Genomic DNA, 26,198 nt, shown 5'->3' on the forward strand with positions numbered 1-26,198 from the left:
GGGTCGAGCCTATAAGTCTGGGAGCCGGGATGTGCGGGGGATAGGCTCACCGGCATGAGTGAATTGACTACGTGGGAGTACGCCACCGTTCCGCTGCTCACACATGCGACCAAGCAGATCCTCGACCAGTGGGGCACCGACGGCTGGGAACTGGTGACGGTTCTGCCCGGACCCACCGGTGAGCAGCACGTCGCGTACCTGAAGCGTCCGAAGGGCTGAGGGCAGTGGCGCAGACACAGAACTGGACCACCCGCCTGACCGAACTCGGCATCACGCTGCCGTCCGTCGTTCCCCCGGTGGCCGCCTACGTGCCCGCCGTGCGCACCGGTAACTACGTCTACACGTCCGGGCAGCTGCCGATCGTCGAGGGCAAGCTGACACACGCCGGCAAGCTCGGCGCCGGGGTATCGGACGAAGACGCCAAGGCCGCGGCCCGCACCTGCGCGCTCAACGCCCTGGCCGCGGTCGACGCGCTCGTCGGCATCGACTCGGTGGTGCGGATCGTCAAGGTCGTCGGATTCGTCGCCTCCGCCGAGGGATTCACCGGGCAGCCCGGTGTCGTGAACGGTGCGTCCGAGTTCCTCGGCGAGGTGTTCGGGGACGCCGGCGCCCACGCCCGGTCGGCGGTCGGTGTCGCGGAGCTGCCGCTCGGCGCCCCCGTCGAGGTGGAACTCATCGCCGAAGTGCAACCGGAGTCGTAGTGCCATGACGCTTGCCCATCCGACCTACGCCCAGGTGCGGGAGGTCACCCCGATCGTCTCGGTGATGCTCGAGGACAATCCCGGCATGATGACGCTCGACGGCACCAACACGTGGATTCTGCGTGCGCCGGGCCGGGGCGAGTGTGTGGTGGTCGACCCGGGTGACGCCGACGAGGAGCATCTCGCCCGCGTCGCGGCACTCGGACCGGTCGCCCTGACGCTGATCACACACCGTCACTTCGACCACACCGGGGGAGTGCAGCGGTTCTTCGAACTGACCGGCGCACCCGTGCGTTCGGTGGACCCCGAGTTCCTCCGCGGCGGCGGCGAACCCCTCGTGGACGGCGAGACCATCGACGTCGCGGGGCTCACCCTCACGGTGATCGCCACGCCCGGGCACACGAAGGACTCGGTGTCCTTCACCGTGGACGGTGAGGGCGCCGTCCTCACCGGCGACACGATCCTCGGACGCGGCACCACGGTGCTCGACGACTCGGACGGCGACCTCGGCGACTACCTGTCGTCGCTGCGCCGGCTGCTCGACCTCGGGACCGGCCACCGGGTGATGCCCGGCCACGGACCCGAACTGCCCGAGCTGAACGTCGTCGCGCAGCAGTACCTCGATCACCGCGAGGAGCGTCTCGACCAGGTGCGGGCCGCGCTCGGTGCGCTCGGGGGCACCCCGACGGTCCGCGAGGTGGTCGAGCACGTCTACTCCGACGTCGACCCGAAGTTGTGGCCGGTGGCGGAGAAGTCCGTCAACGTGCAGCTCGCGTACCTGCGCAGCCGCGCCTAGCAACCGAACGAATTCGGCCACCCCCTCGCCGTGAGGGGGTGGCCGAATTCGTAGATGCGGGGAACTACCGTGCGCGACGTGCCAGGCGCTCGGAGTCGGAGATCAGCACGCTCTTGCCTTCGAGGCGCAGCCATCCGCGGTGCGCGAAGTCGGCGAGCGCCTTGTTGACGGTCTCGCGGGACGCGCCGACGAGCTGGGCGATCTCTTCCTGCGTGAGGTCGTGGGTGACGCGCAGTGAGCCCGCCTCCTGGGTGCCGAACCGCTGTGCGAGCTGCAGCAGCGCCTTCGCGACACGACCGGGGACGTCCGTGAAGATGAGGTCGGCCAGGTTGTTGTTGGTACGACGCAGACGGCGCGCGAGAACCCGCAGCAGCTGTTCGGCGATCTCGGGGCGGTGGTCGATCCACGCCTTGAGCGCTTCGCGGTCCATGCTCACGGCGCGGACCTCGGTGACCGTGGTCGCGGTGGACGTACGCGGACCCGGGTCGAAGATGGACAGCTCACCGAACATGTCGGACGGGCCCATGATCGTCAGCAGGTTCTCACGGCCGTCCGGCGAGCGGCGGCCGATCTTCACCTTGCCGGAAACGATGATGTACAGGCGGTCACCGGGCTCACCTTCGTTGAAGATGACATGTCCGCGGGGGAAGTCGACAGGCTGCAGCTGCTTGGTCAGCGCCGCTACCGCTGAGGGCTCGACTCCTTGGAAGATGCCGGCTCTTGCCAGGACGTCGTCCACGTGCGCTCCTTGGGAATATTGTTCGTCTGTATGCATATTGTGCGCGATTTGCTGCATGTCGACGATGCCCCGGTGATCCGCGGCGTGTCGCTGTGCAACAGGTACGGCTCTGAAGTCTACGTTGAGACGGCTCGGTCTGAGTGACCGATACCACGGAAGTCGCAAAAGTTAACCGGATGATGCGTCCGGTGGTGCGTCTTTCCGGGGGTTTCCCGCGGGTCAGCTGGCGCGGCGTGAGCCCACTTCGGTGATGTCGGCGTCGTCGGATTCGAAGCCCGACCGCCCCTTGCGACGTCGATGGAAGCGTGCCAATGCGTGGGGGAAACCTTCGTGGGCCAGGGTGGCCACTTCGTCGTGACTTGCCTGGTCGAGGAACTCTTCCACCTCTTGCTGACGAACCGTGAGCCGGCGGAGTCTGAACTCCACCCGCTCCATTGCCAGCGCAAACAGCATCAGCAGCACTGGGAAGAGGACCACAGCGAGACCTTGCATACCGGGAAGTAAACACTGCAAATGTCTCAGAAGCGACACAGCAGCAATTCGGATCGGTCGGGTATCCGTAGAGTTGATCCCGTGCATGCGACCCCCAGCGACGGCTCCAAAGTGCGTGGACGCACCCGTTCGCGGGCCGCGAAGCAGGAAGAGACCCGGCTCGGACTCGTCCGGCGCGCCCGGCGGATGAACCGCAGGCTCGCCGAGGCCTTCCCTCACGTCTATTGCGAACTCGACTTCACCACCCCCCTGGACCTCGCCGTCGCGACGATCCTGTCCGCGCAGTGCACTGACGTGCGGGTCAACATGGTGACGCCGGCACTGTTCGCCCGCTACCCCGACGCGAAGGCGTATGCGGAGGCGGAGCGCACCGAACTCGAGGAGTACATCCGGTCCACGGGTTTCTACCGCAACAAGACGAACTCTCTGATCGGGCTCGGGCAGGCTCTGCTCGAGCGATTCGACGGCGAGGTCCCCGGCAATCTGAAGGATCTCGTGACGCTGCCCGGGATCGGCCGGAAGACGGCCAACGTGATTCTCGGCAACGCGTTCGATGTGCCCGGAATCACGGTCGACACCCACTTCGGGCGGCTCGTCCGGCGGTGGAAATGGACCGAGGAGGAAGACCCGGTCAAGGTCGAGCACGCCATCGGCGCCCTGATCGAGCGCAAGGAGTGGACGCTGCTCTCGCACCGGGTGATCTTCCACGGCAGACGCGTCTGCCATGCACGCAAGCCCGCCTGCGGGGTGTGTGTGCTCGCAGGCGACTGTCCGTCGTACGGGCTCGGCCCGATCGACCCCGATGTCGCCGCCGGACTGGTTCGTGGACCGGAGACGGAGCATCTGCTGCGTCTGGCCGGCAGGTGAGGGTAGATACGAGTGTCTAGCGCAGCGCGGTGGAGTCTGGCCGCCCTCGTGGTCGTGGTGGCTCTCGTGGTCGCGATCTGGCCGCGGGGCGACGACGTGGAGGCGCCGTCGTACGAGGACCGGTTCGGTGCGGGCGGCGCCGCCCCCACGTCGGTGGCCGCCGATCCGGACGCGCTCGCGGCGCTGAGGACGCAGGCCCGCCTGGCTCCGTGTCCTCCGCCGGCGGCCGCGCCTCCGGCGGATCCGGTGCTGGCCGGCATCACACTGGAATGTGTGGGCGACGGCAGTCAGGTGGATCTGGCGGCCGCGCTCGGTGGTAAACCGGCGATGCTGAACCTGTGGGCGTACTGGTGTGGCCCCTGCGCCGAGGAGCTGCCCTATATGCAGCAGTTTTCGGATCGTGCGGGTGACGCGGTTACCGTGCTTACGGTGCACACCGATCCCAACGAGTCCAGCGCGCTGTCGCGGCTCATCGATTACTCCGTCACCCTGCCCGGTGTGCAGGACGGCGACGGTCGTGTCCGCGCCGCGGTCGGAGCCCCGCCTGTCCTGCCCGTCTCGGTGCTGATCCGGCCCGACGGCACAGTGGCGAAGGTTCTGCCGCAGCCGTTCCGCAGCGTCGACGAGATCGCGGACGCCGTCGAACAGAACCTGGGGGTGGCGGCATGACGTCTTCCGTGGACGGCGTCGCCGTTCCGCCCTGGCTGCGCCGGGTCGCGCACCGGACCCCGGCCGACCCGCACAGGATCAATCCCGTCCTCGATCGGCGCGCGCCCCGCGGCGCGACTACCCGTGAGGCGGCGGTGCTCGTGTTGTTCGGCGGCCCCGCCGCGGCGGACCCGCTGATGTCGGGGGGCCTGCCCGCCGACGCCGACATCCTGCTCACCCAGCGTGCGTCCACGATGCGGCAGCACAGTGGCCAGGTGGCGTTCCCCGGTGGCGCCAGCGATCCCGGCGACGAGGGACCCATCGCCACCGCGCTGCGGGAGGCCCAGGAGGAGACGGGACTCGACCCGTCCGGTGTCCGCCCGCTCGCCGTGCTCGAGGAGATCTTCATCCCGCCGTCCGGATTCGACGTCACCCCGGTCCTCGCGTACTGGGAGAAGCCCAGCGCGGTCGGCGTGGTCGATCCCGCGGAGGCCGAACGCGTCGCCCGGGTACCCGTCCACACCCTGATCGATCCGCGGAACCGGTTCCAGGTGCGCCACCCGGCCGGGTACCAGGGCCCCGCATTCGCCGCCGACGGCATGCTCGTGTGGGGTTTCACCGCCGGCATCCTCGCCGCACTGTTCGCCGTCTCCGGCTGGGAACAGGAGTGGGACCGCCGCGACATCCGGGACCTCGACACGGTCCTCGCCGAACTCGACAACGACCTCGACGACGACCACCTGACCCACGGTCACGGCCGCCCGGCGGCCGAGCGATGACCGGGTCGCACTGGATCGATCTCGCCATCGTCCTGATCGCCTTCGTCGCCGCGACGTCGGGCTGGCGTCAGGGTGCCGTGGCGTCGGTGCTCGCCTTCATCGGCGTGGTGCTGGGTGCGGTCGCGGGCATCCTGATCGCCCCGCACGTGCTGGTGCACGTGGACGAGGGTCGCGGTCGCGTGCTGGTCGGCATCGCCCTGATCGTGGTGCTGGTGATCGTCGGCGAGGTCGCGGGCATGGTCCTCGGCCGGGCCGCGCGGGGAAGCATGCACAGCCCGGTAGCGCGGTCCGTCGACAGCGTGATCGGCGCCTGCGTGCAGGCTGTCGCGGTGTTCATCGCGGCGTGGCTGCTGGCGATTCCGCTCACGTCCTCGTCCCAGCCCCAGCTCGCGGCGGCGGTGCGCGGGTCGAGCGTCCTCGAGACGGTCGACAACATCGCGCCCGCCTGGATGCGGCAACTGCCCACCGAGTTCACCGCCCTGCTCGACACGTCCGGGCTTCCCGACGTCATCGGGCCGTTCGGGCGCACCCCCATCACGACCGTCGACCCGCCGGACGCCAGTGTCCTGGAGAGCCCCGTCGCGTCCTCGCTGCAGTCGAGCGTGCTGAGGATCCGGGGCGTGGCCCCGAGTTGCCAGCGGGCGCTGGAGGGGTCCGGGTTCGTGGTGGCATCCGACCGGGTGATGACCAACGCGCACGTGGTCGCGGGAACGGCGGGCATCGTCGTCGACACCGCGAACGGGCCGATGGACGCCGAGGTCGTGCTGTTCGACCCGTCCGCCGACGTCGCGGTCCTCGAGGTGCCCGGGCTGGACGCCCCCGTCCTGAACTTCGCGCCCGAGCCTGCGCAGACCGGCGACAACGCGCTGGTGCTCGGCTACCCGGGCGGCGGGCCGTACACGGCCAGCGCCGCGCGGGTCCGGGAGATCCTGGACCTCAGCGGCCCCGACATCTACCGGGCGGGAACCGTGCAGCGTGAGGTGTACACGGTCCGCGGTTCCATCCGGCAGGGCAACTCGGGCGGGCCGCTCGTCGACAGCGACGGCCGAGTGCTCGGGGTGGTGTTCGGCGCAGCCGTCGACAACAGTGACACCGGGTTCGTCCTCACCGCCGCCGAGGTGTCGCGTCAGTTGCAGGCGGCGTCCGGGGCGTCGGTCGCCGTGGACACCGGCGCGTGCATTCTCTGACGGTCAGGCCGTGCGGGGCGCGACGAGGTCGAGCAGGGCGGCGTTGACGCGTTCCGGGGCTTCCCAGTGCGCGTAGTGACCGACACCGGTGACGGTGTGCATCTGCTGGGTGGGTGCGAAGCGGTGGCTGCGGCGCACGGTGTCCGCGAGCACGTACGGGTCGAGGTCGCCGTGCAGATGCAGGACGGGGATCCGCAGCGTCTGATCCATCGACGCCATGAACCGGCTGCCGTCCGGCCGGAACTGACTGCGGAACGCCCACCGCTGGTACTCCAGGGTGCAGTGCGCGGTGCCGGGGATCTGAATCGCCGACCGCATCCGTGACACCACGTCGTCGAATTCGGGATTCTCCGTCCAGCCGGGTCCGGAGCGCTCGCGGATCAACCGCTCGACCTCCGACCCGTCGTCCCGGGTGAGGCGACGTTCGGGGCGCCACGGCACCTGGCAGGAGACGAACGAGGGCAGCAGGGCCTTGCGCTGGTAGCGGTCGTGGAGGACCGCCTGCTTGAGGGCGAGGGGATGCGGTGAGCTGACCAGTGCGATCGACCGGACGAGCCGAGCGTGGAGGACCGCGGTGGCCCAGCAGACGAGGCCGCCGTCGGCGTGCCCGACCAGCGTGGCCTCGCCGTAGCCCATCGCCCGGATCAGGCCGGCGATGTCGCCGGCCAGCGTCCACCCGTCGTAGCCGCGCGGCGGTTTGTCGGAATCGCCGTAGCCGCGGAGGTCGACGGCGACGGCCCGGTACCCCTGCGCGGACAGCGCGGTCAGCTGGTGGCGCCACGACCACCAGAAGTCCGCGAACCCGTGCAGCAGGACGACGAGCGGCGCATCCGGTGTGGATGCGCCGACCTCGACGGTGTGGAATCGGATTCCGTTGGCATGGATGTCGCGATGAATCCAGGGGCCGTCGAAACGGACGGTGGACGGATCGGGTGGTGCCACAGGAGCGAGTTACCGCGCGTGACGTCCGGTGGAGGACGATGCGAGATGGGCTTCCGCATCCGAGTACGACGTGGGCAGGACCGTCTTGGCCTGCTTCAGGGAGTCGATGGTCTTCTCGGGGGCACGGAGTTTGCGAACCCGCAGATAGCCGAGCAGGGCGAGGATCGCCGTCACCACGACCATGATCAGGAAGACGATCAGGAATGCCAGCCAGCGGGCGATCCACACGTCGAGGAGTTCGGCGAGGAAGAAGAAGAAGAAGAACGAACTGAACAGCAGCACGGTGAACGCGAGGATGAAGAACAGGCTGCCCTGCAGGCCCTTCTTGACCTCACCGGTGACCTCGGCCTTCGCGAGCTCGACCTCGGCGCGGACCAGGGTGGACACCTGCGCGGTCGCGTGCTTGACCAGCGTGCCGAGGCTCGCCTCGCCGGGTGTCTGAGCGTCCACGTCCGTGAGCGGGATCGACGACACCGTGTTCGGCACCCCGTCTCCCGTGTAACGCGGGCTGTCTCCCTTGCCGTGAGTGATGCTCACTTGTCGACCCCTCCAGGTAGCTCTTGCACGTCCGAGTCATCCTGCCGGGCCGCATGGGCCCGACCGCGTCGCCACAGTAACGCTGATCCGATCAGCGACGCTGTCAACGATGTCACGAGCACCGCGACCTTAGCTATTTCGGCCGCGCTGCCGTCACCGATTCCCGCAAGCGCGAGATCCGCTACGAGAAGGCTAACGGTGAACCCGATCGCACCGAGCACTGAGAGGGCAAACATGTCCCGGAACCCCAGTGCACGCGGTTTCTTCGCGATACCCAGGCGGATCGCGAGCCAGGAGACACCGAAGATGCCGACGGTCTTGCCGACGAGGAGCCCGGCGATCACGGACTGCGAGACGGGGTTGGTGAACAGCTGCCCGAGGAGCTCGCTGCTGAGGGCGACCCCGGACGCGAACAGGGCGAACAGCGGGACGCAGACACCCGCCGACAGCGGCTGGATGCGGTGCTCGAGGCGGGAGGCCGGGGATTCGCGTTCGCCGGGGTCGCGCCGCACCCGGGTGAGGAGGCCGAGGGCGACGCCGGCCAGCGTGGCGTGGATTCCGGCGTCGTGCATGCAGTACCAGGTGAGCAGGGCGAGCGGAACGTAGAGCAGTGGGGTGGTGATGCGCCGGTGCTGGGCGACGGCGTAGACGACGAGACACCCGGCGGCGCCCAGCAGCCACAGCAGGGCGATCGAGCTGGTGAACAAGACGGCGATGAGCACGATCGCGAGGAGGTCGTCGACGACGGCCAGGCTGAGCAGGAACACGCGGGCGCTCGCCGGGATGCGGGACCCGGTCAGCGCCAGCACACCCAGTGCGAACGCGATGTCGGTGGCGACGGGGATGGCCCAGCCGCGGTCCATGCCGGGTGTGCCGGCGCCGATCGTCGCGGCGATGATCGCGGGCACCACCACGCCGCCGCAGGCCGCGATGATCGGGAGCAGCGCACGTTTGCGGTCGGCGAGTTCGCCCACCACCAGTTCCCGTTTCAGTTCCAGGCCGGCGACGAAGAAGAAGACCGCCAGCAGCCCGTCCTGCGCCCACGTGCCGAGCGTCAGGTTCAGGTGGAGCGCCTCCGGGCCGAACTGGTAGTCGCGCAACGCGAAGTAGGACTCCGCGACGGGGGAGTTCGCCCAGACGAGGGCGATCGCGGCGGCGGCGAGCAGGATCGAACCGCCGACCGTCTCGGTGCGGAGGTAGCGGGAGAGTTCGGAGCGGAGAGGCTGGGTCACCGGGGGGTGCTCGCTTTCGATGTGGTCCGGGTACGGCAAATGCTCTGCCGACCAGACTTCCCGGCGCACCGAGGAGAGCTTATCCAATTTGCCAAGCGAAAGACACGAGGTGTTCAATTCCTAAGGAATGGACTCTCGTCCCAATAGTTGAAATAGCATCGTGCAGGAGTAAGTCGAGTGAGCAGTGCCGTCGATACGTCGAAACCAGATCCGGACGGCGGGGCCACCGTCGCCGGCGTACCCAGAAGCCGGATCGTCGTCGCGAGCATGGTGGGAACGTCCATCGAGTTCTACGACTTCTACATCTATGCGACCGCCGCGGTGTCGGTGTTCCCGCATCTGTTCTTCCCCAAGGGAAATGGCACCACCGCCCTGCTGGCGTCCCTCGCCACATTCGGTCTCGCGTTCGTCGCCCGGCCGCTCGGGTCGATCCTGTTCGGCCACTTCGGCGACCGCATCGGACGCAAGACGACGCTCGTGGGCTCCCTCCTCACCATGGGCATCGCCACATTCGTGATCGGTCTGCTGCCGACCTACCACCAGATCGGCATCGTCGCGCCCGCGCTGCTGGCGCTGATGCGCTTCTGCCAGGGCCTCGGTCTGGGTGGGGAGTGGAGCGGCGCGGCATTGCTCGCGACCGAGACCGCCCAGAAGGGCAAGCGGGCGTGGGCTGCCATGTGGCCGCAGCTGGGCGCGCCGATCGGCTTCTTCCTCGCGAACGGTCTGTTCCTGATCATCACCCTGTTCCTGGACCACGACAACGGCAGCCCCGACCTGGACGGTGCGTTCCTCACCTGGGGCTGGCGGATCCCGTTCCTGCTCAGCGCGATCATGGTGATGATCGGTCTGTACGTGCGGCTCAAGCTCGAGGAGACACCCGTGTTCGCCCGCGCCGTGGAGCGGGGCGAGAAGGTGAAGACCCCGCTGGCCGAGGTGTTCAAGACCAGCTGGCGTCAGCTGATCATCGGCACGTTCGTCATGCTCGCCACGTACACGCTGTTCTACATCATGACCACCTGGGTGCTCAGCTACGGCACCGGCAAGACCCCGGCCCAGGGCGGCACCGGAGCCGGCTTCCAGTACGCCGACTTCCTGGTCCTCCAGCTGATCGCGGTCCTGTTCTTCGCCGGCGCCGTTCCCGTCTCGGGGTGGCTGGCCGACCGCTACGGTCGCCGCATCACGCTGCTCACGATCACCGGGTTCATCATGCTGTTCGGCCTCACGTTCGGCGTCATGCTGAACCAGGACGGCATGGGCAACGCCCGGATGCTCGTCTTCCTGGCCGTCGGAATGTTGTTGATGGGCATGACCTTCGGGCCGATGAGCGCCGTTCTGCCCGAGCTGTTCCCGACCAACGTGCGCTACACGGGGTCGGGGATCGCCTACAACACCGCCAGCATCCTCGGCGCCGCCGTCGCCCCGTTCATCGCGACCTGGCTCGCCACCACGTACGGCGTCGGCTGGGTGGGCATCTACCTGCTGATCGCCGCCGCGCTCACGTTCGTCGCCCTGCTCGTCATGCGCGAGACGCGCGACCAGTCCCTCGACGACGTAGGCGCGTAGCGCCCGTGCGCCTTTCTGGTTGTTCCAACTGCCAGAAAGGCGCACGAGCCGCGCAGCGGCCTATAGTTCTTTGCATGGCGAAAGCCGTGCTGTTGTCCAGGACGGCCCGGATCCGGCTGCCGGCGCAGGATCTGTGGTCGTTCCTCGCCGATACCGATCGGCTCAATCGCAATATCGACCTGTCGCCGGTGCGTTTCGCCCCGACGCTGGATCGTCGCCGCAAGGGACACTATTCGGCGGAGACACGTTCGTACGGGCGGCGGGTGCGGTACGAGGAGTTCCCGTTCGAATGGGTCGAGGGCCGTTTCTATCAGGTTCTTCGCCGCTTCTCCCGCGGCCCGCTCGAGGAGGTCTCCACGGGTGTCCGGCTCCGCCCGGCCGCCGACGGGACCGAGGTCGAGGTGTTCGCCCGGATCGTCCCCCGCACCTGGTTCGGCGCCATCGCGGCGCGAACGCTGCTGGCGCGCACGGGCATACGGAAGACGGTGGCGCTCGCGCACGCGCTGGAGCGACATGTCCGCGACCCTCGGGCGCACGCAGTCCCCGCCCCGCCGTCGCCGGAACAACTCGACGCCGACCGGCTGGAATTCCGGACGGCGCAGCTGTCTCGATCGCACGACGCTCCGAACCTCATCGGGCGCTTGGAGTCCCACTTGCGGACCGGGTCCGATCTGGAGGTGACGGGCATGCGCCCGTTCGAGTTGGCGGACCGCTGGGGTGCCGACCGGATGCAGCTGCTGTACGTCTTCCTCCACGCCGCGGACTGCGGACTGCTGGACCTGAGCTGGAGCGTGCTGTGCCCGGTCTGCCGGACCGCCCGCGAGGACGCCGGCCGGATTCGGCAGTTGCCGAGCCGCGTCCACTGCGACACCTGCGACATCGCGTTCGACACGGACCTCGCGCGGTCGGTGGAGATCCGCTTCGACGTCAACCCGGCCGTCCGCCGGGCGGAGCGGGCCCGGTACTGCATCGGTGGTCCGGCGAATTCACCGTCGGCGGTGGCGCAGTTGCGGCTCGAGCCGGGGGAGTGGCGCTGCGAGCGGCTCGAACTCGACCCGGGATGGCTGCGGCTCCGGTGCTATCAGGTGGGTACCCCGGTGGCCTGCGAGGTCGGTCCTGCGGGCGGAACGCTGCGGGTCGACTGCGGGCCCGGTGATCTCCGGGTGCGTGATGCGCCCGGCACCGACGGTGCTTGCCTGCTGGAGGTCGCGAACCGACTTCCCGGCGAGGCGCTGGTGGTGGTGGAGCGGGAGCGGTGGAAGGACGCCGCGGCGACCGGCGCGCTCGTGACGTCGCTCGACGGTTTCCGGGACCTGTTCCCGGACCAGGGGGTGGCGCCGGGCGACGAGATCGGGATCGCGAACCTGGCGGTGCTGTTCACGGATCTGAGCGGCTCGACCGCCCTGTACGAGCGTATCGGCGACGTCCGGGCGTTCGCGTTCGTGCAGAGCCATTTCCGTTACCTGCGTGACGCGGTGATCCGCGATAACGGCGGAATCGTCAAGCAGATGGGCGACGCGGTCATGGCGACGTTCGCCGACGCGAGGGAGGCCTGGTCGGCGGCGGCGTCGATGCAGTCCGGCTGGGACGACTTCCGTCGCGAGTATCTCGGTGCGGACGACTCGGTGTCGCTGAAAGTCGGGCTGCACCAGGGGCCTGCGGTGATGATCGACAACGACGGCCGGGTCGACTATTTCGGGGCGACGGTCAACCTGGCGGCGCGGGTGCAGGGCTGTGCCGGGGGCGGCGACATCGTCCTGTCCCGGGCCGTGCACGACGATCCGGGGGTGGCGCGGCTGCTCGCGACATCCGGCTACCGGTGCGAAATGTTCACCACCGAGCTGAAGGGAATCGGCGAGGAGCAGACGCTGTGGCGGCTTCACCGCCCGTGAGTGGGTGAGGAGTCCAGAGACTCGTCACCCACTCACAATGCGCGGAGCGGCCTACTTGCCGCGAATGGCGTCGAAGACCTTGGGGTCGACGAGGGTGGAGGTGTCGCCGAGGTCGCGGCCCTCGGCGATGTCCTTGAGCAGGCGCCGCATGATCTTGCCCGACCTCGTTTTGGGGAGTTCGGGGACGATCGTGATCTGGCGGGGCTTGGCGATGGGGCTGATCTCCCGGGACACCTCGGCCTTGAGTTCGGCGATGAGGGTGTCGCCGGTGTTCTCGACACCCTCGCGGAGGATGACGAACGCGACGATGCCCTGGCCGGTGGTCTCGTCGGCGGCGCCGACGACGGCGGCCTCGGCGACGCCGTGGTGTCCGACGAGGGCGGATTCGACCTCGGAGGTGGAGATGCGGTGGCCGGAGACGTTCATGACGTCGTCGACGCGGCCGAGGACCCAGAGGGCGCCGTCGTCGTCGTATTTGGCGCCGTCACCGGCGAAGTACCAGCCCTGATCGGGGTAGCGGGACCAGTAGGTGTCGCGGTAGCGGTCCATGTCGCCCCAGATGCCGCGGAGCATCGACGGCCACGGCTTGTCGAGCACGAGGTAGCCGGAGCCGCCGGCACCGAGTTCTTTCGCGTCGTCGTCGACGATCTTCGCGGAGATACCCGGCAGCGGGGCCATCGCGGAGCCGGGTTTGGTGGCGGTGATGCCGGGCAGCGGGGAGATCATGATGGCGCCGGTCTCGGTCTGCCACCAGGTGTCGACGATGGGGGCGGTGTTTCCGCCGATGACCTCGCGGAACCATTTCCAGGCCTCGGGGTTGATCGGTTCGCCGACGGAGCCGAGGAGCCGGATCGAGGACAGGTCGTGGGCGTCGGGGATCTCGCGGCCCCACTTCATGAAGGTGCGCACCAGGGTGGGGGCGGTGTAGTAGATGCTGACGCCGTACTTTTCGATGATCTGGAAGTGGCGGTGCTCGTCGGGGGAGTTGGGGGTGCCCTCGTAGACCACCTGGGTGACCCCGTTGGACAGCGGTCCGTAGACGATGTAGGAGTGGCCGGTGACCCAGCCGATGTCGGCGGTGCACCAGTACACGTCCTGGCCGGCCTTGTGGTCGAAGACGTTGTGGTGGGTGTAGGAGGCCTGGGTGAGGTAGCCGCCGGAGGTGTGGATGATGCCCTTGGGTTTTCCGGTGGTCCCGGAGGTGTAGAGGATGAACAGCGGGTGTTCGGAGTCGAACGGCTGCGCCTGATGGGTGCCCGGCGCCTTGTCGACGGTCTCGTGCCACCACAGGTCCCGGCCCTCGGTGGTGTCGACGTCGATGCCGGTGCGCTTGACGACGAGCACGTTCTCGACGGACGCGGCGCCGTCCACGGCTTCGTCGACGGCGGGTTTGAGGGGTGCGGCCTGGCCGCGGCGCCACTGTCCGTCGACGGTGACGACGAGTTTCGCTTCGGCGTCGTCGATCCGCGAGCGCAGCGCGGCGGCGGAGAAGCCGGCGAAGACGACGGAGTGGGTCAGGCCGAGGCGGGCGCAGGCGAGCATGGTGACGATGGCCTCGGGGATCATCGGCATGTAGATGGCGACGCGGTCGCCGGCGACGAGTCCGAGGTCGGTGAAGGTGTTGGCGGCCTTGCTGACTTCGGTGAGCAGGTCGTTGTAGGTGAGGTCGCGGGTATCGCCCGGTTCGCCTTCGAAGTGGATGGCGACGCGGTCGCCGTTGCCGGCCAGGACGTGGCGGTCGACGCAGTTGTAGGCGACGTTCAACTCGCCGCCGACGAACCACTTCGCGACGGGGGCGTCGGACCAGTCGAGGACCTCGGAGAAGGGGGTGTGCCAGTGCAGCCGCTCGGCCTGGGTCGCCCAGAATGCGAGTCGGTCCTCGTCTGCGGCGGCCTGCAGTTCGGGACCGGCGTTGGCAGTCTCGGTGAACGCGGGACTCGGCGGGTACACCTGCGGGACGGTGTCAGACTGTTCCGACTTCCCCGTCGCTCCGCTCGCCTGTGCTGCACTGGTCATTGTGGGCCGGCCTTCTTTCCAGTCTCGAGTTCGGCACTTCTAGCACGTGTGAGGGTAGTCACAAGGGCTCCCGAGCGCACCGTTGCACAGGGTTGCATGCCCATATTCTGCGACGATCGGTCGAATGGGCGCGACGGACGGCAAGCGCGGACGACGAGTGGCGACCCCCGCGCAGACGATGTTTCGATCGGATGCCGATTCCGCGAGTTTCACCCGTCGTGGCCACACAGATTGAAACGTTGACTTATCGTCATCCCATCGTTCGGGCTGCGCCCGGCACGGCTGCCCGGAACCATGCAGATCTGGGAGGATCGTCTTGCGCATCACACGTGTGGCAACCGCCGTTCTGGCGGTCGGCCTGGCAGCGGGGCTGCTGTCCGCCTGCTCGTCCGGCGACTCGACGAGCGGCGGTGGCAGCGGAATCGTCAACGCCTGGGCGGGTGAACCGCAGAATCCGTTGATTCCCACCAATACCAGCGAGAATCAGGGTGGCCGCGTCGTCGATTCGCTGTTCGCGGGTCTCGTCTCCTACGACTCCGACGGTGGCGTCCAGAACGAGGTCGCCGAGTCGATCGAGACGACCGACGGCAAGAACTTCACCGTGAAACTGAAGGACGGCTGGACGTTCACGGACGGCACGCCCGTCACCGCGGCCTCGTTCGTCGACGCCTGGAACTACGGCGCCCTGTCGACGAACGCGCAGCTCCAGGCATCCTTCTTCGACCCGATCCAGGGCTACGACGAGGTGGCCGCCGAGAACCCCACGGCGCAGACCATGTCGGGACTGAAGGTGGTCGACGATTCGACGTTCACGATCGAACTGAAGCAACCCGAATCGGCCTTCCCGGACCGGCTCGGCTTCGCCGCGTACTACCCGCTGCCCGCGGTGGCGTACCAGGACATGGCCGCGTTCGGTGAGAATCCCGTCGGCAACGGTCCCTACATGATGTCGGGACCCGGGGCGTGGCAGCACAACGTGCGAATCGACACCGTCGTCAACCCCGACTACAACGGCAACCGTAAGCCGAAGAACGCCGGCGTCGACTTCGTCATGTACAACAGCCTCGACACGGCGTACACGGATCTGCTCGCGGGCAACGTCGACGTCCTCGATCAGGTGCCGCCGAGTGCGGTCACCACGTTCGAGACCGACCTGCCGGGCCGCACCGTGAACCAGCCGTCCGCGACCATCGAGACGTTCACGATCCCGGGCCGGTTGCCGCACTTCAGCGGCGAGGAGGGCACGCTACGCCGGCAGGCCATCTCGATGGCGATCAACCGCGACCAGATCACCCAGCAGATCTACAACAACACCCGCACCCCTGCGCTCGACTTCACCAGTCCCGCCATCGAGGGCTGGTCGGATTCGCTCGTGGGCAACGGGAACCTGAAGTACGACCCGGAGGCGGCGAAGAGGCTGTGGGCCCAGGCCGACGCCATCGCCCCGTGGTCGGGCAGTTTCGAGATCGCCTACAACGGCGACGGCGGCCACAAGGAGTGGGTCGACGCCACCGCCAACAACATCCGCAACACCCTCGGCATCGACGCCAAGGGTAAGGAGTATCCGACGTTCGCGCAGATCCGCACGGAGGCCACCAACCGGACCATCCCCAGCGCATTCCGTTCGGGGTGGCAGGGCGACTACCCGCAGCAGTACGGCTTCCTCGCGCAGAACTACCAGACCGGCGGCAGTTCCAACGACGGCGACTACTCGAACCCCGAGTTCGACCGGCTGCTGCGCGCCTCGGCGGGTGAAGTCGATCCCGGCAAGGCCCAGGACCTGCTGAACCAGGCGCAGGAGGTTCTCCTGCGCGACCTGCCCGCGGTCCCGACGTGGTACCGCAACGCCGCGAGCGGCTGGTCCGAGAACGTGTCGAACGTGGTCATCGACTGGAAGGGCATCCCGATGTATTCGGACATCGAGAAGAACTGACGCACGGGAGTTTTCTCCGACGGGTGGGGCCGCGAGCTGTCAGTTCGCGGCCCCGTTCGGGAATTCGAGCCGAGGCTCGCAGGTTCCCGACGTCACGGCCCCCGACGAATAGGAGGTGATCCGATGCTGTGGTACGTCGGTCGCCGTTTGCTTCAGATGATTCCCGTGTTCCTCGGGGCCACGTTCCTGATCTACGCGATGGTGTTCCTGTTGCCCGGAGACCCGATCGCCGCGTTGGCGGGCGACAAGGCCCTCAGCCCGGCGGTGGCGGCGCAGCTCCGCGCCCGGTACCACCTCGACCAGCCGTTCCTGATGCAGTACTTCCTGTACCTGAAGGGCATCTTCACGCTCGACTTCGGTACGTCCTTCTCCGGTCGCCCCGTCAGCGAGGTTCTGGCGCAAGCATTTCCGATAACCATCAAGCTGTCCCTGATGGCGCTCGCGATCGAGGGGATCTTCGGGATCGGCTTCGGCCTGTTCGCCGGACTCCGTAAGGGCGGCATCTTCGACAGTTCCGTCCTCCTCGTGAGCCTGGTGATCATCGCGATCCCGATCTTCGTCATCGGTTTCCTCGCCCAGTTCTTCATCGGCGTGAAGTGGGGTCTGGTGCCGCCGACGGTCGGGGGTAACACCAGCTTCAAGAATCTGCTGCTGCCCGCCTTCGTCCTCGGGTCGGTGTCGTTCGCGTACGTGCTCCGGCTGACGCGAACGTCGGTCGCCGAGAACCTCACCGCCGACTACGTGAGAACCGCGACGGCCAAGGGTCTTTCACGGCGCCGGGTGGTGCAGGTGCACGTGCTGCGGAACTCGCTGATCCCGGTGGTCACCTTCCTCGGCGCCGATCTGGCCACCCTGATGGGCGGCGCGATCGTCACCGAGGGCATCTTCAACATCAACGGTGTCGGCGGCACGATCTATCAGGCGGTCACCCGCGGCGAGGCGCCCACGGTGGTGTCCTTCGTGACGGTGCTGATCGTCATCTATCTGCTCGCCAACCTGATCGTCGACCTCCTGTACGCCGCGCTCGACCCGAGGATTCGCTATGTCTGAGAAAGTGGAGAACGAGTCCGCCGGAACGGGTGACCGGAAGACCCGGCAGGCGCATTTCGTGGCACCCGAGGAAGTGGCGGCGCCCGGGGAGACCGATGCCGTCCACATCGATCAGCCGCCGACGAGCATGTGGTCGGATGCGTGGCGCGATCTGCGCAAGCGTCCGTTGTTCCTGGTCGCGTCGGTGATCATCGTCGTGGTTGTCGCGGTGGCGGCGTTTCCCGACCTGTTCACCAGCACCGACCCCCGGTTCTGCGATCTCGCGTTCAGCATGCAGGGACCGTCGGCGGGGCACTGGTTCGGATTCGACAAGCAGGGCTGCGACATCTACTCCCGCACTATCCACGGGGCGCGGGCGTCGGTGCTGGTGGGTGTCGGCGTCACGTCGATCGTGCTGGTGGTGGGCGTGGTGTTCGGTTCGGTCGCAGGGTTCTACGGCGGCGCGGTGGATTCGCTGCTGTCCCGGGTCGCCGACATCTTCTTCGGCATCCCGCTCATCCTCGCCGCGATCGTCCTGATGCAGCTGTTCACCAACCGCACCATCTGGACGCTGATCGTCGTCCTCGCCCTGTTCGGGTGGCCGCAGATGGCGAGAATCGCTCGTGGCGCGGTGATCTCGGCGAAGAGCAACGACTACGTGATGGCGTCGCGGGCGCTCGGCGTCTCGAACGTGCGCACCCTCGTCCGGCACGTGCTGCCGAACTCGCTGGCCCCGATCATCGTGATCGCGACCATCTCCCTGGGCATCTACATCGTGGCCGAGGCGACGCTGTCGTTCCTCGGCATCGGGCTGCCGTCCACCGAGATCTCGTGGGGTGGGGACATCAGCACCGCCCAGGTGACCCTGCGTCAGGGGTCGCCGATCCTGTTCTACCCGGCGACCGCGCTGGCGATCACGGTCCTCGGTTTCATCATGATGGGCGACGCTCTCCGGGACGCGCTCGACCCCAGGGCCCGGACGAGGTGAACGCGATGACCGCGAACGATCCGGCCGGGCCACAGAATTCGGCCGACGAGGTGCCGCTGCTCGAGATCCGGGACCTGGAGGTGTCTTTCCAGTCCCATTCCGGGCTCGTGCCCGCGGTGCGTGGGGTCAGCCTCACGGTGTATCCGGGGCAGACGGTGGCGATCGTCGGTGAGTCCGGTTCGGGCAAGTCCACCACCGCCCACGCGATCATCAACCTGCTACCCGGCACCGGAAAGGTGACGGGTGGCCAGATCCTGTTCGAGGGGCAGGACCTGGCGGAAGCGTCCGAGCGGGAGTTCGTCGCACTGCGCGGTAAGAAGATCGGCCTCGTCCCGCAGGACCCGATGTCCAATCTCAACCCGGTGTGGAAGGTCGGGTTCCAGATCGAGGAGGCGTTGGAGGCCAACGGGATCGCGAAGGGCAAGGCCGCGAAGACGCGTGCCGCCGAACTCCTCGAGGAGGCCGGGCTCGCCGACGCCGAGAATCGGCTGGGCCAGTATCCGCACGAGTTCTCCGGGGGCATGCGCCAGCGCGCGCTGATCGCCATCGGGCTGTCGGCCCGCCCGCAACTGCTGATCGCGGACGAGCCCACGTCCGCCCTCGACGTCACGGTCCAACGTCAGATCCTCGATCACCTCGACGGGCTCACCGACGAACTCGGCACTGCGGTCCTGCTCATCACCCACGACCTCGGTCTGGCCGCCGAGCGGGCCGAGCATCTGGTCGTCATGAGCAAGGGACGGGTGGTCGAGGCGGGGCCCGCGCTGGAGATCCTCCAGCGGCCGCGTCACCCGTACACCCGGAAACTGGTGGCGGCGGCGCCGTCGCTGGCGTCGCAACGCCGGAGTTCTTCGCTGGCCCGGGCGGACATCCGGGAGCACGCGCTCGAGGTGGTGGGCGAGGCCGAGCAGCACGGGCAGATCGGCGTCGAGTTCGGCAAGGCCACCGACGACGTGGTCGTGGCCACCGGGCTGACCAAAGTCTTCAAGATCCGCCACGGGCTGCGGAAGTCCACCGACTTCACCGCCGTCGACGACGCCTCGTTCGCGGTCCGACGCGGGACGACCACGGCCATCGTCGGCGAGTCCGGGTCGGGAAAGTCGACGGTCGCGCAGATGGTGCTCGGACTTCTCGCTCCGACGGCGGGGAAGGTCGTGTTCGACGGCAAGGACGTCGCGACGCTGGACCGTCGGGAGACGCTCGCGTTCCGTCGGCGCGTGCAGCCGATCTTCCAGAACCCGTACGGCACGCTCGACCCGATGTACTCGATTTTCCGCACCGTCGAGGAGCCCCTGCGTACCCACAAGGTGGGGACGAAGGCGGAGCGGGAAGCGCGGGTTCGCGACCTGCTGGACAAGGTGGCGTTGCCTGCGTCGGTGATGCGGAGGTTCCCGAACGAGCTGTCCGGTGGCCAGCGGCAGCGGGTGGCGATCGCCCGGGCGCTGGCGCTGCAGCCCGAGATGGTGGTGTGCGACGAGGCGGTGTCTGCGCTGGACGTGCTGGTCCAGGATCAGATCCTCACGCTGCTGAACGACCTGCAGGCGGAGCTGGGGCTGACGTACCTGTTCATCACGCACGACCTGGCGGTGGTGCGGCAGATCGCGGACGACGTGCTCGTCATGTCCGCGGGCGCGATCGTGGAGAAAGCCACCACCGACGAGGTCTTCACGTCGCCGAAGGAGGAGTACACGCGCAAGCTGCTGGACGCGATTCCCGGCGGATCGATCCGGCTCGGCGCCTGACCCGCGGCGGCGCCGGGTAGCGTTCCGATACGTGAGCGACCCGTTGCAGCCCCTCGTCGACCTTCCCGGTGTCCGCGAAGCCGCGGACCGTGCGCGCGACGCGCTCGGCGCGGTTCACCGCCACAAGACCAACCGGCGCGGCTGGCCGACCACGGCGGCCGAGGCGGCGGTCCGGGCGGCCCGCGCCTCCGCGTCGCTGGACGGGGGCAGCACCGAACTGCCCGCCCCCGGCGAGGCCGGCGACCCCATTCTGTCGGGTGCCCTGCGCGTCGGGCAGGCTCTCGACGGTGACGCTCTCACGCTTCTGCAGTCCACCTGGCAGCGTGCGCCACTCCAGGCCCTCGCCCGGCTGCATCTGCTGGCGGCGGCCGACCTCGTGGAGGATCAGGAATTGCTCGGCAGGCCGCGAGCAGGGTCCGGCGTCGCGGAGCGCCTGGACGGTCTGGCTCAGCTGGTGACCGGAGGGACGGCCGCGCCCGCGCCGGTGCTTGCGGCCGTGGTGCACGGGGAATTGTTGACGCTGAGGCCGTTCGGGGTGGGCGACGGTATCGTCGCACGCGCCGCGTCCCGTCTGGTCTCGGTGTCGAGCGGGCTCGATCCCCACAATCTCGGAGTTCCGGAGGTCAGCTGGCTACGCCGGCAGCAGGCGTACCGCAACGGGGCCGCCGCCTTCGCCTCGGGCGAGCCGGAGGGGGTCGGGAGCTGGGTCGTCCTCTGCTGCGGTGCCCTGGAGGCGGGCGCCCGCGAGGCAACGTCGATCGCGGAAGCCGCGGCGAGTTAACTCGAAGCCGTTGCGCTGCAACACGTTCCCGAACATGTGAAACGGGCGGCGCTGCCGACTGGTGTCGACTTCGCCGCCCGTTAGCACGGACAACCGGTTACCAAGCGTGCAATGGTGGGTTGTGTGGGTGGCCTCGGCGAGAGTCCGAATATCATCGGGTCGTCCTTGCAACCGGTGCAGGGTCCTTGCCGGTGAAGACTCGAGTCTCGCAGGCCCACAACGCTTTTGCCCTTATAGTGGCTTATGCTTCGCGTGGGTACCTAGTGCCCGTGCTGGGAATCCTGGTCGGGAGATCGATCCTTCTCTTCTGGGTCGACCTTGGCCTTCCGTTCTTCCGTAACTCCTTTGTACCCCGTGACCCCCCTCACAGCAAGTATCAAATTAGGTTTGTGACCGTGTCGCGGGTTGCGGCGGTCAGCGCTTGCGGCGCAACACTCCATAGGTGAATGCGCCCGCCACGAGGGCCCCGATACTCACTGCGGCGGTGGTCGCGACGGTCGTGGCGGACGGCGCCTGGAGGCGCGCCCGGAGGGAGACTGGATTCGAGAAAGTCAATATGGGCCAACCATTTCCGGCCGCGGCCTTCCGGAGCGCCCGGTCCGGGTTGACGGCCGTCGGATGGCCGACCGCGGTCAGCATCGGCAGATCGGTCACGGAGTCGGAGTAGGCGTAACATGCCGACAGGTCGTAGTGGAATTTTTCGGCCAGTTGCCGCATCGCCTCGACCTTGCCCTCGCCGTAGCAGTAGAACTCCACCTCGCCCGTGTAGAGCCCGTCCGCGACCGCCATGCGGGTGGCCATGCTGCGTGTCGCCCCGAGTGCTTCGGCGATCGGCGTCACCACCTCCTCGCCCGACGCCGAGACCACGATGACGTCGTGACCCCGTAGCTTGTGATCCGCGATGAGGTCGGCGGCCTCCGCGAACACCAGGGGGTCAACGATGTCGTGAAGGGTCTCGGCGACGACGGACCGCACCTGCTCCACGTTCCAGCCCGCACACATGCTCGTGAGGTAGGCGCGCATCCGCTCCATCTGATCGTGGTCCGCGCCCGACAGTAGGAACAGGAACTGCGCGTAACTGCTCTTGAGGACGGACCGTCGATTGATCAGGCCCTGGTCGAAGAACGGTCTGCTGAACGCGAGGGTGCTCGATTTCGCGATGATCGTCTTGTCGAGGTCGAAGAATGCGGCAACCCGACCCGTCTCGGTGTGTCGACCTGTCTTGGCACTTCTCTGTGGCTTCGCGGTCACAATGCCCAAGGATATGCGGACTTCGCCCCGGGGTGCGCGTTCCGTGCAACCGCCCGGAACAGGGGCGTCCGGTATCTCCGACACCGTAAAACATTTGAACAGTTGAACTTGCAAATACTGATCTGGGGAGGTGTAGTATTGCTGATGTCCGGATTTGATCCGGACGATGTTCAGCCCGACCCCCCGGGGCTGAACACTGACGACCCTCGCCTCCTCCCCCCCTGGCGAGGGTCGTCCTCTGTGTGTCGCCGGTCGGCTGTCCTCCGCTTTCTGCATCCGAAAAATTGGTGCGGTAGTACCAATTTTTATCCCCAGCCCCGAAGTTGTCCACAGTTCGAGAAAGGCCCCTTTCGGCGGTCTCCGGCGGCGGGCACGCTCTCTGCATGGACGCACGAGACGGCGGCGAGGTGCTGGTTCTGGTCGACGACGCGGCGCTGTTGCACAGCATCAGGCGTGTGGCGGCAGCGGCCGACCGGACGTTGAACGAGACGGAGGTAGCCGACGCCAGGCACTCCTGGGGCAGCGCGCCGATCGTCGTGCTCGACGCGCGCGCCGCTGCCGCGTGCCGCAACCGGCTTCCGCGCCGGCGCCGGGTCGTGCTGCTGTGCGACGGGCCGCCGGGCATCGACGAGTGGCGGATCGCGACCGCGGTCGGTGCCGAACACGTGCTGGCCGTGCCCGACGACGAGTCGGCCCTGGTCGCCGTTCTCGGCGAGCAACCCCAGCGCCCCGAAGCGGACGGAACCGTCGTCGCCGTGGTCGGCGGATGCGGCGGGGCGGGCGCCTCCACCCTGGCGGCGGCGACCGCCCTCACCGCGGCGACGCGGCCGCAGCCCACGCTGCTGCTCGACACCGACTCGTGGGGATCCGGGCTCGACCTGCTGCTGGGCATCGAGGACGTGCCCGGACTGCGGTGGTCGGGTCTGTCGATCGAAGGCGGCCGGATCTCTTCGGCCGCGCTCCGGGACGCGCTGCCCGCCCGCGGCGAGCACCTGCGGGTTCTCGCCTGCAGCAGGACCGGGCACGGTGCGGGACCGACGGCGGCCGCGGTCCGCGCCGTCACCGACGCCGGGCGTCATGCCGGCGACCTGGTCGTCTGCGACGTGTCGCGGTTCCCCGGCCCGGTCGCGGAGGCCGTCGTCGAACTCGCCGACCTCGTGGTTCTCGTCGTGCCCGCGACCGTCCGGGCCTGCATCGCCGCGGGAAAGGTGTCGCACTGGATCACCGAACGGAACCCCAATCAGGGTCTCGTGGTCCGCGGCCCGGCACCCGGCGGGCTTCGCGGCGCCGACGTGGCAGAGGTCCTCGACCTGCCGCTGATCGCGTCGATGCGCGCCGAGCGGGCGATCACCGGAATGCTCGAACACGGCGGTCTGCGGCCGGGGCGGCGCTCCCCGCTCGGCGCCGCGGCCGAGGCGGTCCTCGACACCGTCGGCAGCAGGCCGCGGACACGGGAGTGGGCGGCATGAGTTCCCTCGTCACCCCCGACCTTCTCGACCGGGTGCGCGAACGCCTCGCACACACGTCCGGCGAGCCGACACCCGCGACGGTCGCCGCGGCCATCCGGGCCGAGTCCGGCGGCGTGCTCGGCGACACCGACCTGCTCGGTGCGTTACGGGTGCTCATGACCGAACTCACGGGCGCAGGCCCGCTCGAGTCGCTGCTGACCGAGCCCGGTGTCGCGGACGTCCTCGTCACGGCCCCGGACCGGGTGTGGGTGGACCGTGGCCGCGGACTCGAACGCGCCGCGGTCCGGTTCACGGACGAGGCGGCGGTGCGCCGACTCGCCCAGCGACTCGCGTTGTCTGCCGGCCGCCGCCTCGACGACGCTCAGCCGTGGGTCGACGGACGGCTGCGCGACGTCGGGAACGGCTCTTTCGGCGTACGGCTGCATGCCGTCCTCGCTCCGGTGGCGCAAGGCGGCACCTGCCTGTCGCTGCGGGTGCTGCGCCCGGCCACCCAGGGGCTCGGCGCGCTCGTCGCCGGCGGGGCCGTGACCGGGTCGGCCCACGATCTGCTGGTGAAGATCGTGCACGCCCGCCTCGCCTTCCTGGTCACCGGCGGCACCGGGGCGGGAAAGACCACGCTGCTGGCCGCGTTGCTGGGTGCAGTGGATCCGGCCGAACGGATCGTGTGTGTGGAGGACGCCGCGGAGTTGGCGCCGACGCACCCGCACGTGGTCCGGCTGGTGGCGCGGGCGCCCAACGTCGAGGGCGTGGGCGAGGTGACCGTCCGGGATCTCGTCCGTCAGTCCCTCCGCATGCGACCCGACCGGATCGTCGTGGGCGAGGTGCGCGGCGCAGAGGTGGTCGACTTGCTGACGGCGCTCAACACGGGTCACGACGGCGGCGCCGGCACGGTGCATGCCAACTCGCCCGAGGAGGTGCCTGCCCGGCTCGAAGCGCTTGCGGCACTGGGCGGAATGGACCGCGCGGCGCTGCACAGTCAGCTGGCCGCGGCCGTCCAGGTGATCCTGCACGTCCACCGGTCGTCGAGCGGGGTCAGGCGGCTGACGCAGATCGGTGCCGTCACTCGCGACGACCGCGGACACGTCACGATCGTTCCGGCCTGGAGTCACGACACGGGGGAGGGGCCGGCGGTGGACCGGCTCCGCCACTGGTGTTCTCGGCGGGAACCGGCGGCTCCGGCCGGGGAGGAATCGTGATCGCAGGTCTGGTGGTGCTTGCCTGCGCGGTACTGGCGGTGCCGTCCGCACGGTCGCGTCCCCGCTTGCTCGCAGTGATCGGTCGGGGAGGATCCCGGCGGCGGATGCGTCTGCCCTGGACGGTTCCGGCGGCGCTCGCCTGCGCTCCGGTCGTGTACGAACTGGGCGGGGCCTGTGCGGTGCTGGCGGCGGTGATCGTTTGTACGACAGCACGGTTCAGGTTGCTGCGGCGTCGGTCGGCGAAAGCGAAGGACGCCGATCTGCGCGTCGTGCTGGCGGGCCTCGAGGTGGTGACGGCGGAACTTCGGGTCGGCGCGCATCCCGCCGCGGCATGTCAGACGGCGGCCGACGAATCGGTAGGCAGCGTGTCGGCGGCCTTCCGCGCCGCGTCGGCGCGCTCGCGGCTCGGGGGATCCGCCGCCGACGGGTTCCGGATCACAGGCTCCGGTGTCGGCACCGAGTTGGGGCGGATCGCCGACATCTGGGCGGTGGCCGACGCGCACGGTCTCGCGCTGGCGGAACTGCTCGAGGCCGCGCGAGCGGACCTGTTGGGACGCAGTCGCTTCCGGCAGCGAACCGAGGCGTCTCTCGCCGGAGCGAGAGCGACGGCGACCGTACTGGCCGGGCTGCCGCTCCTGGGTGTCGGTCTCGGTCAGATGATGGGGGCGTCCCCGCTGGCGGTGCTGTTCGGCGGCGGGGTGGGCGGGATCCTGCTGCTGCTCGGGGCGGGGCTGGTGTGCGCGGGACTGCTGTGGACCGACCGGATCACCGGACGGGTGACGGGATGATGTGGGGCGCGGTACTTCTCCTCGCCTGCGCCGTGCTGGTTTTCCCCGCACCCAGATCGCCGGTGCAGCGACTGCGCGGCGACACCGGCGCACCGGGCGATGCGGCGGACACGACGGGCGGTCCCACGCGCCGCGAGGACCCGCTCGCGACCGCCGCTGCGTTCGACCTGCTCGCCGCGTGCCTGCGCGCTGGGTTGCCGGTCGCGACCGCGGCGCAGGCCGTGGCGCGGTCGGCGCCGGCGCCGCTGTCGGAATCGCTCCGCCGCGCCGCGGACCTGCTCGCCCTGGGCGCGGACGCGGCGACTGCGTGGGAGGCGGCCGCGTCGGACCCGGCCACCGAATCGCTCGCCCGGATGGCCCGGCGGTCGGCGGCATCGGGTTCGTCCCTTGCCGGTTCGATGACGGAACTCGCCGCCGACGCCCGCACCCAGGTCGAGCACCTGGCTTCGGCATCGGCCGAACGAGCGGGCGTGCTCATCAGCGGTCCGCTCGGGTTGTGCTTCCTGCCGGCATTCATCTGTCTCGGGATCATCCCGGTCGTCGTCGGGCTGGCCTCGCGCGTGCTGGACGGCGGGTTGCTTTGACACGCAGATGCTTCCGGCGCAGAACCGCTGCGCCGGGCACTTTGAA

General features: G+C 68.7%; 25 protein-coding genes. 18 read left to right on the plus strand and 7 right to left on the minus strand.

Going from position 1 to position 26,198, the window contains the following annotated elements; all coding sequences use genetic code 11:
• The first annotated feature begins 54 nt into the window (after positions 1-54).
• The 3 genes from ROP_RS42710 to ROP_RS20945 are packed head-to-tail and all read left to right on the plus strand — an operon-like array spanning position 55 to position 1,497.
• Entirely contained in the window at positions 55-219 is a 165-nt protein-coding gene (locus ROP_RS42710) for a DUF4177 domain-containing protein (protein WP_012691406.1), read from the plus strand.
• A 5-nt stretch (positions 220-224) separates the two neighbouring features.
• On the plus strand, positions 225-701 hold the full coding sequence (locus ROP_RS20940) for a RidA family protein (protein ID WP_012691407.1): 477 nt from the start codon (positions 225-227) through the stop codon (positions 699-701).
• A gap of 4 nt (positions 702-705) precedes the next feature.
• Positions 706-1,497, plus strand: a complete 792-nt coding sequence (locus tag ROP_RS20945; RefSeq protein ID WP_012691408.1) for an MBL fold metallo-hydrolase — start codon at positions 706-708, stop codon at positions 1,495-1,497.
• A gap of 64 nt (positions 1,498-1,561) precedes the next feature.
• On the opposite strand, the gene ROP_RS20950 is transcribed toward ROP_RS20945, so the two are convergent.
• Complete coding sequence (locus ROP_RS20950; protein WP_005256089.1) at positions 1,562-2,236, minus strand: Crp/Fnr family transcriptional regulator; 675 nt, start codon at positions 2,234-2,236, stop codon at positions 1,562-1,564.
• A 219-nt stretch (positions 2,237-2,455) separates the two neighbouring features.
• Entirely contained in the window at positions 2,456-2,728 is a 273-nt protein-coding gene (locus tag ROP_RS20955) for a hypothetical protein (protein WP_012691409.1), read from the minus strand.
• A gap of 21 nt (positions 2,729-2,749) precedes the next feature.
• On the opposite strand from ROP_RS20955, the gene nth reads away from it, so the two are divergent.
• From nth to marP, 4 genes are read left to right on the plus strand one after another with little or no spacing between them, the layout of a single operon-like run.
• Positions 2,750-3,595 (plus strand): endonuclease III, encoded by an 846-nt coding sequence (gene nth, locus ROP_RS20960; RefSeq protein ID WP_050785115.1) that lies wholly within the window; start codon positions 2,750-2,752, stop codon positions 3,593-3,595.
• Positions 3,596-3,607: 12 nt separating this feature from the next.
• On the plus strand, positions 3,608-4,264 hold the full coding sequence (locus ROP_RS20965) for a TlpA family protein disulfide reductase (protein ID WP_012691411.1): 657 nt from the start codon (positions 3,608-3,610) through the stop codon (positions 4,262-4,264).
• Positions 4,261-5,022 (plus strand): NUDIX hydrolase, encoded by a 762-nt coding sequence (locus ROP_RS20970; protein WP_012691412.1) that lies wholly within the window; start codon positions 4,261-4,263, stop codon positions 5,020-5,022. The genes ROP_RS20965 and ROP_RS20970 overlap by 4 nt, the downstream gene beginning before the upstream one ends.
• Positions 5,019-6,209 carry an acid resistance serine protease MarP gene (marP, locus tag ROP_RS20975; protein WP_012691413.1) on the plus strand — a complete coding sequence of 397 codons (1,191 nt, stop codon included), beginning with the start codon at positions 5,019-5,021 and terminating at the stop codon, positions 6,207-6,209. Before ROP_RS20970 ends, marP begins: the two co-directional genes overlap by 4 nt.
• Before the next feature lie 3 nt (positions 6,210-6,212).
• Here the strand turns inward: marP and ROP_RS20980 are convergent, their stop codons facing one another.
• From ROP_RS20980 to nhaA, 3 genes are read right to left on the minus strand one after another with little or no spacing between them, the layout of a single operon-like run.
• Positions 6,213-7,151, minus strand: a complete 939-nt coding sequence (locus ROP_RS20980) for an alpha/beta fold hydrolase (RefSeq protein WP_012691414.1) — start codon at positions 7,149-7,151, stop codon at positions 6,213-6,215.
• A 9-nt stretch (positions 7,152-7,160) separates the two neighbouring features.
• Positions 7,161-7,688: a phage holin family protein gene (locus ROP_RS20985; RefSeq protein WP_012691415.1), complete on the minus strand. Its 528-nt coding sequence runs from the start codon at positions 7,686-7,688 to the stop codon at positions 7,161-7,163.
• Positions 7,685-8,920, minus strand: a complete 1,236-nt coding sequence (nhaA, locus tag ROP_RS20990) for a Na+/H+ antiporter NhaA (RefSeq protein WP_043826726.1) — start codon at positions 8,918-8,920, stop codon at positions 7,685-7,687. Before nhaA ends, ROP_RS20985 begins: the two co-directional genes overlap by 4 nt.
• A 177-nt stretch (positions 8,921-9,097) precedes the next feature.
• On the opposite strand from nhaA, the gene ROP_RS20995 reads away from it, so the two are divergent.
• Positions 9,098-10,483: an MFS transporter gene (locus ROP_RS20995; RefSeq protein ID WP_012691417.1), complete on the plus strand. Its 1,386-nt coding sequence runs from the start codon at positions 9,098-9,100 to the stop codon at positions 10,481-10,483.
• A 74-nt stretch (positions 10,484-10,557) separates the two neighbouring features.
• The gene (locus tag ROP_RS21000) at positions 10,558-12,375 is read left to right on the plus strand and encodes an adenylate/guanylate cyclase domain-containing protein (RefSeq protein WP_012691418.1); all 1,818 of its coding nucleotides are present in this window, start codon (positions 10,558-10,560) and stop codon (positions 12,373-12,375) included.
• A 51-nt stretch (positions 12,376-12,426) separates the two neighbouring features.
• On the opposite strand, the gene acs is transcribed toward ROP_RS21000, so the two are convergent.
• Positions 12,427-14,391, minus strand: a complete 1,965-nt coding sequence (acs, locus tag ROP_RS21005) for an acetate--CoA ligase (RefSeq protein WP_012691419.1) — start codon at positions 14,389-14,391, stop codon at positions 12,427-12,429.
• Positions 14,392-14,707: 316 nt separating this feature from the next.
• Between acs and ROP_RS21010 the strand changes: the two genes are divergently transcribed.
• From ROP_RS21010 to ROP_RS21030, 5 genes are all read left to right on the plus strand, one after another.
• Positions 14,708-16,324 (plus strand): peptide ABC transporter substrate-binding protein, encoded by a 1,617-nt coding sequence (locus ROP_RS21010; RefSeq protein WP_012691420.1) that lies wholly within the window; start codon positions 14,708-14,710, stop codon positions 16,322-16,324.
• Between the two features lie 123 nt (positions 16,325-16,447).
• The gene (locus ROP_RS21015) at positions 16,448-17,374 is read left to right on the plus strand and encodes an ABC transporter permease (RefSeq protein ID WP_012691421.1); all 927 of its coding nucleotides are present in this window, start codon (positions 16,448-16,450) and stop codon (positions 17,372-17,374) included.
• Positions 17,367-18,341, plus strand: a complete 975-nt coding sequence (locus ROP_RS21020; RefSeq protein WP_012691422.1) for an ABC transporter permease — start codon at positions 17,367-17,369, stop codon at positions 18,339-18,341. Before ROP_RS21015 ends, ROP_RS21020 begins: the two co-directional genes overlap by 8 nt.
• Before the next feature lie 5 nt (positions 18,342-18,346).
• The gene (locus ROP_RS21025) at positions 18,347-20,083 is read left to right on the plus strand and encodes a dipeptide ABC transporter ATP-binding protein (RefSeq protein ID WP_012691423.1); all 1,737 of its coding nucleotides are present in this window, start codon (positions 18,347-18,349) and stop codon (positions 20,081-20,083) included.
• Between the two features lie 31 nt (positions 20,084-20,114).
• Positions 20,115-20,864 carry a hypothetical protein gene (locus ROP_RS21030; RefSeq protein WP_012691424.1) on the plus strand — a complete coding sequence of 250 codons (750 nt, stop codon included), beginning with the start codon at positions 20,115-20,117 and terminating at the stop codon, positions 20,862-20,864.
• Between the two features lie 414 nt (positions 20,865-21,278).
• Here the strand turns inward: ROP_RS21030 and ROP_RS21035 are convergent, their stop codons facing one another.
• On the minus strand, positions 21,279-22,115 hold the full coding sequence (locus ROP_RS21035) for an HAD-IB family hydrolase (RefSeq protein WP_012691425.1): 837 nt from the start codon (positions 22,113-22,115) through the stop codon (positions 21,279-21,281).
• Between the two features lie 383 nt (positions 22,116-22,498).
• On the opposite strand from ROP_RS21035, the gene ssd reads away from it, so the two are divergent.
• The 4 genes from ssd to ROP_RS21055 are packed head-to-tail and all read left to right on the plus strand — an operon-like array spanning position 22,499 to position 26,152.
• Complete coding sequence (gene ssd, locus ROP_RS21040; protein WP_012691426.1) at positions 22,499-23,584, plus strand: septum site-determining protein Ssd; 1,086 nt, start codon at positions 22,499-22,501, stop codon at positions 23,582-23,584.
• A complete protein-coding gene (locus ROP_RS21045; RefSeq protein WP_012691427.1) occupies positions 23,581-24,780 on the plus strand; it encodes a TadA family conjugal transfer-associated ATPase in 1,200 nt (399 codons plus the stop codon). Before ssd ends, ROP_RS21045 begins: the two co-directional genes overlap by 4 nt.
• Entirely contained in the window at positions 24,777-25,568 is a 792-nt protein-coding gene (locus ROP_RS21050; protein WP_012691428.1) for a type II secretion system F family protein, read from the plus strand. The genes ROP_RS21045 and ROP_RS21050 overlap by 4 nt, the downstream gene beginning before the upstream one ends.
• Positions 25,565-26,152 carry a type II secretion system F family protein gene (locus ROP_RS21055; protein WP_043825093.1) on the plus strand — a complete coding sequence of 196 codons (588 nt, stop codon included), beginning with the start codon at positions 25,565-25,567 and terminating at the stop codon, positions 26,150-26,152. Before ROP_RS21050 ends, ROP_RS21055 begins: the two co-directional genes overlap by 4 nt.
• The last annotated feature ends 46 nt before the right edge of the window (positions 26,153-26,198 follow it).

Source organism: Rhodococcus opacus B4, from assembly GCF_000010805.1.
GTDB classification, from domain to species: domain Bacteria; phylum Actinomycetota; class Actinomycetes; order Mycobacteriales; family Mycobacteriaceae; genus Rhodococcus_F; species Rhodococcus_F opacus_C.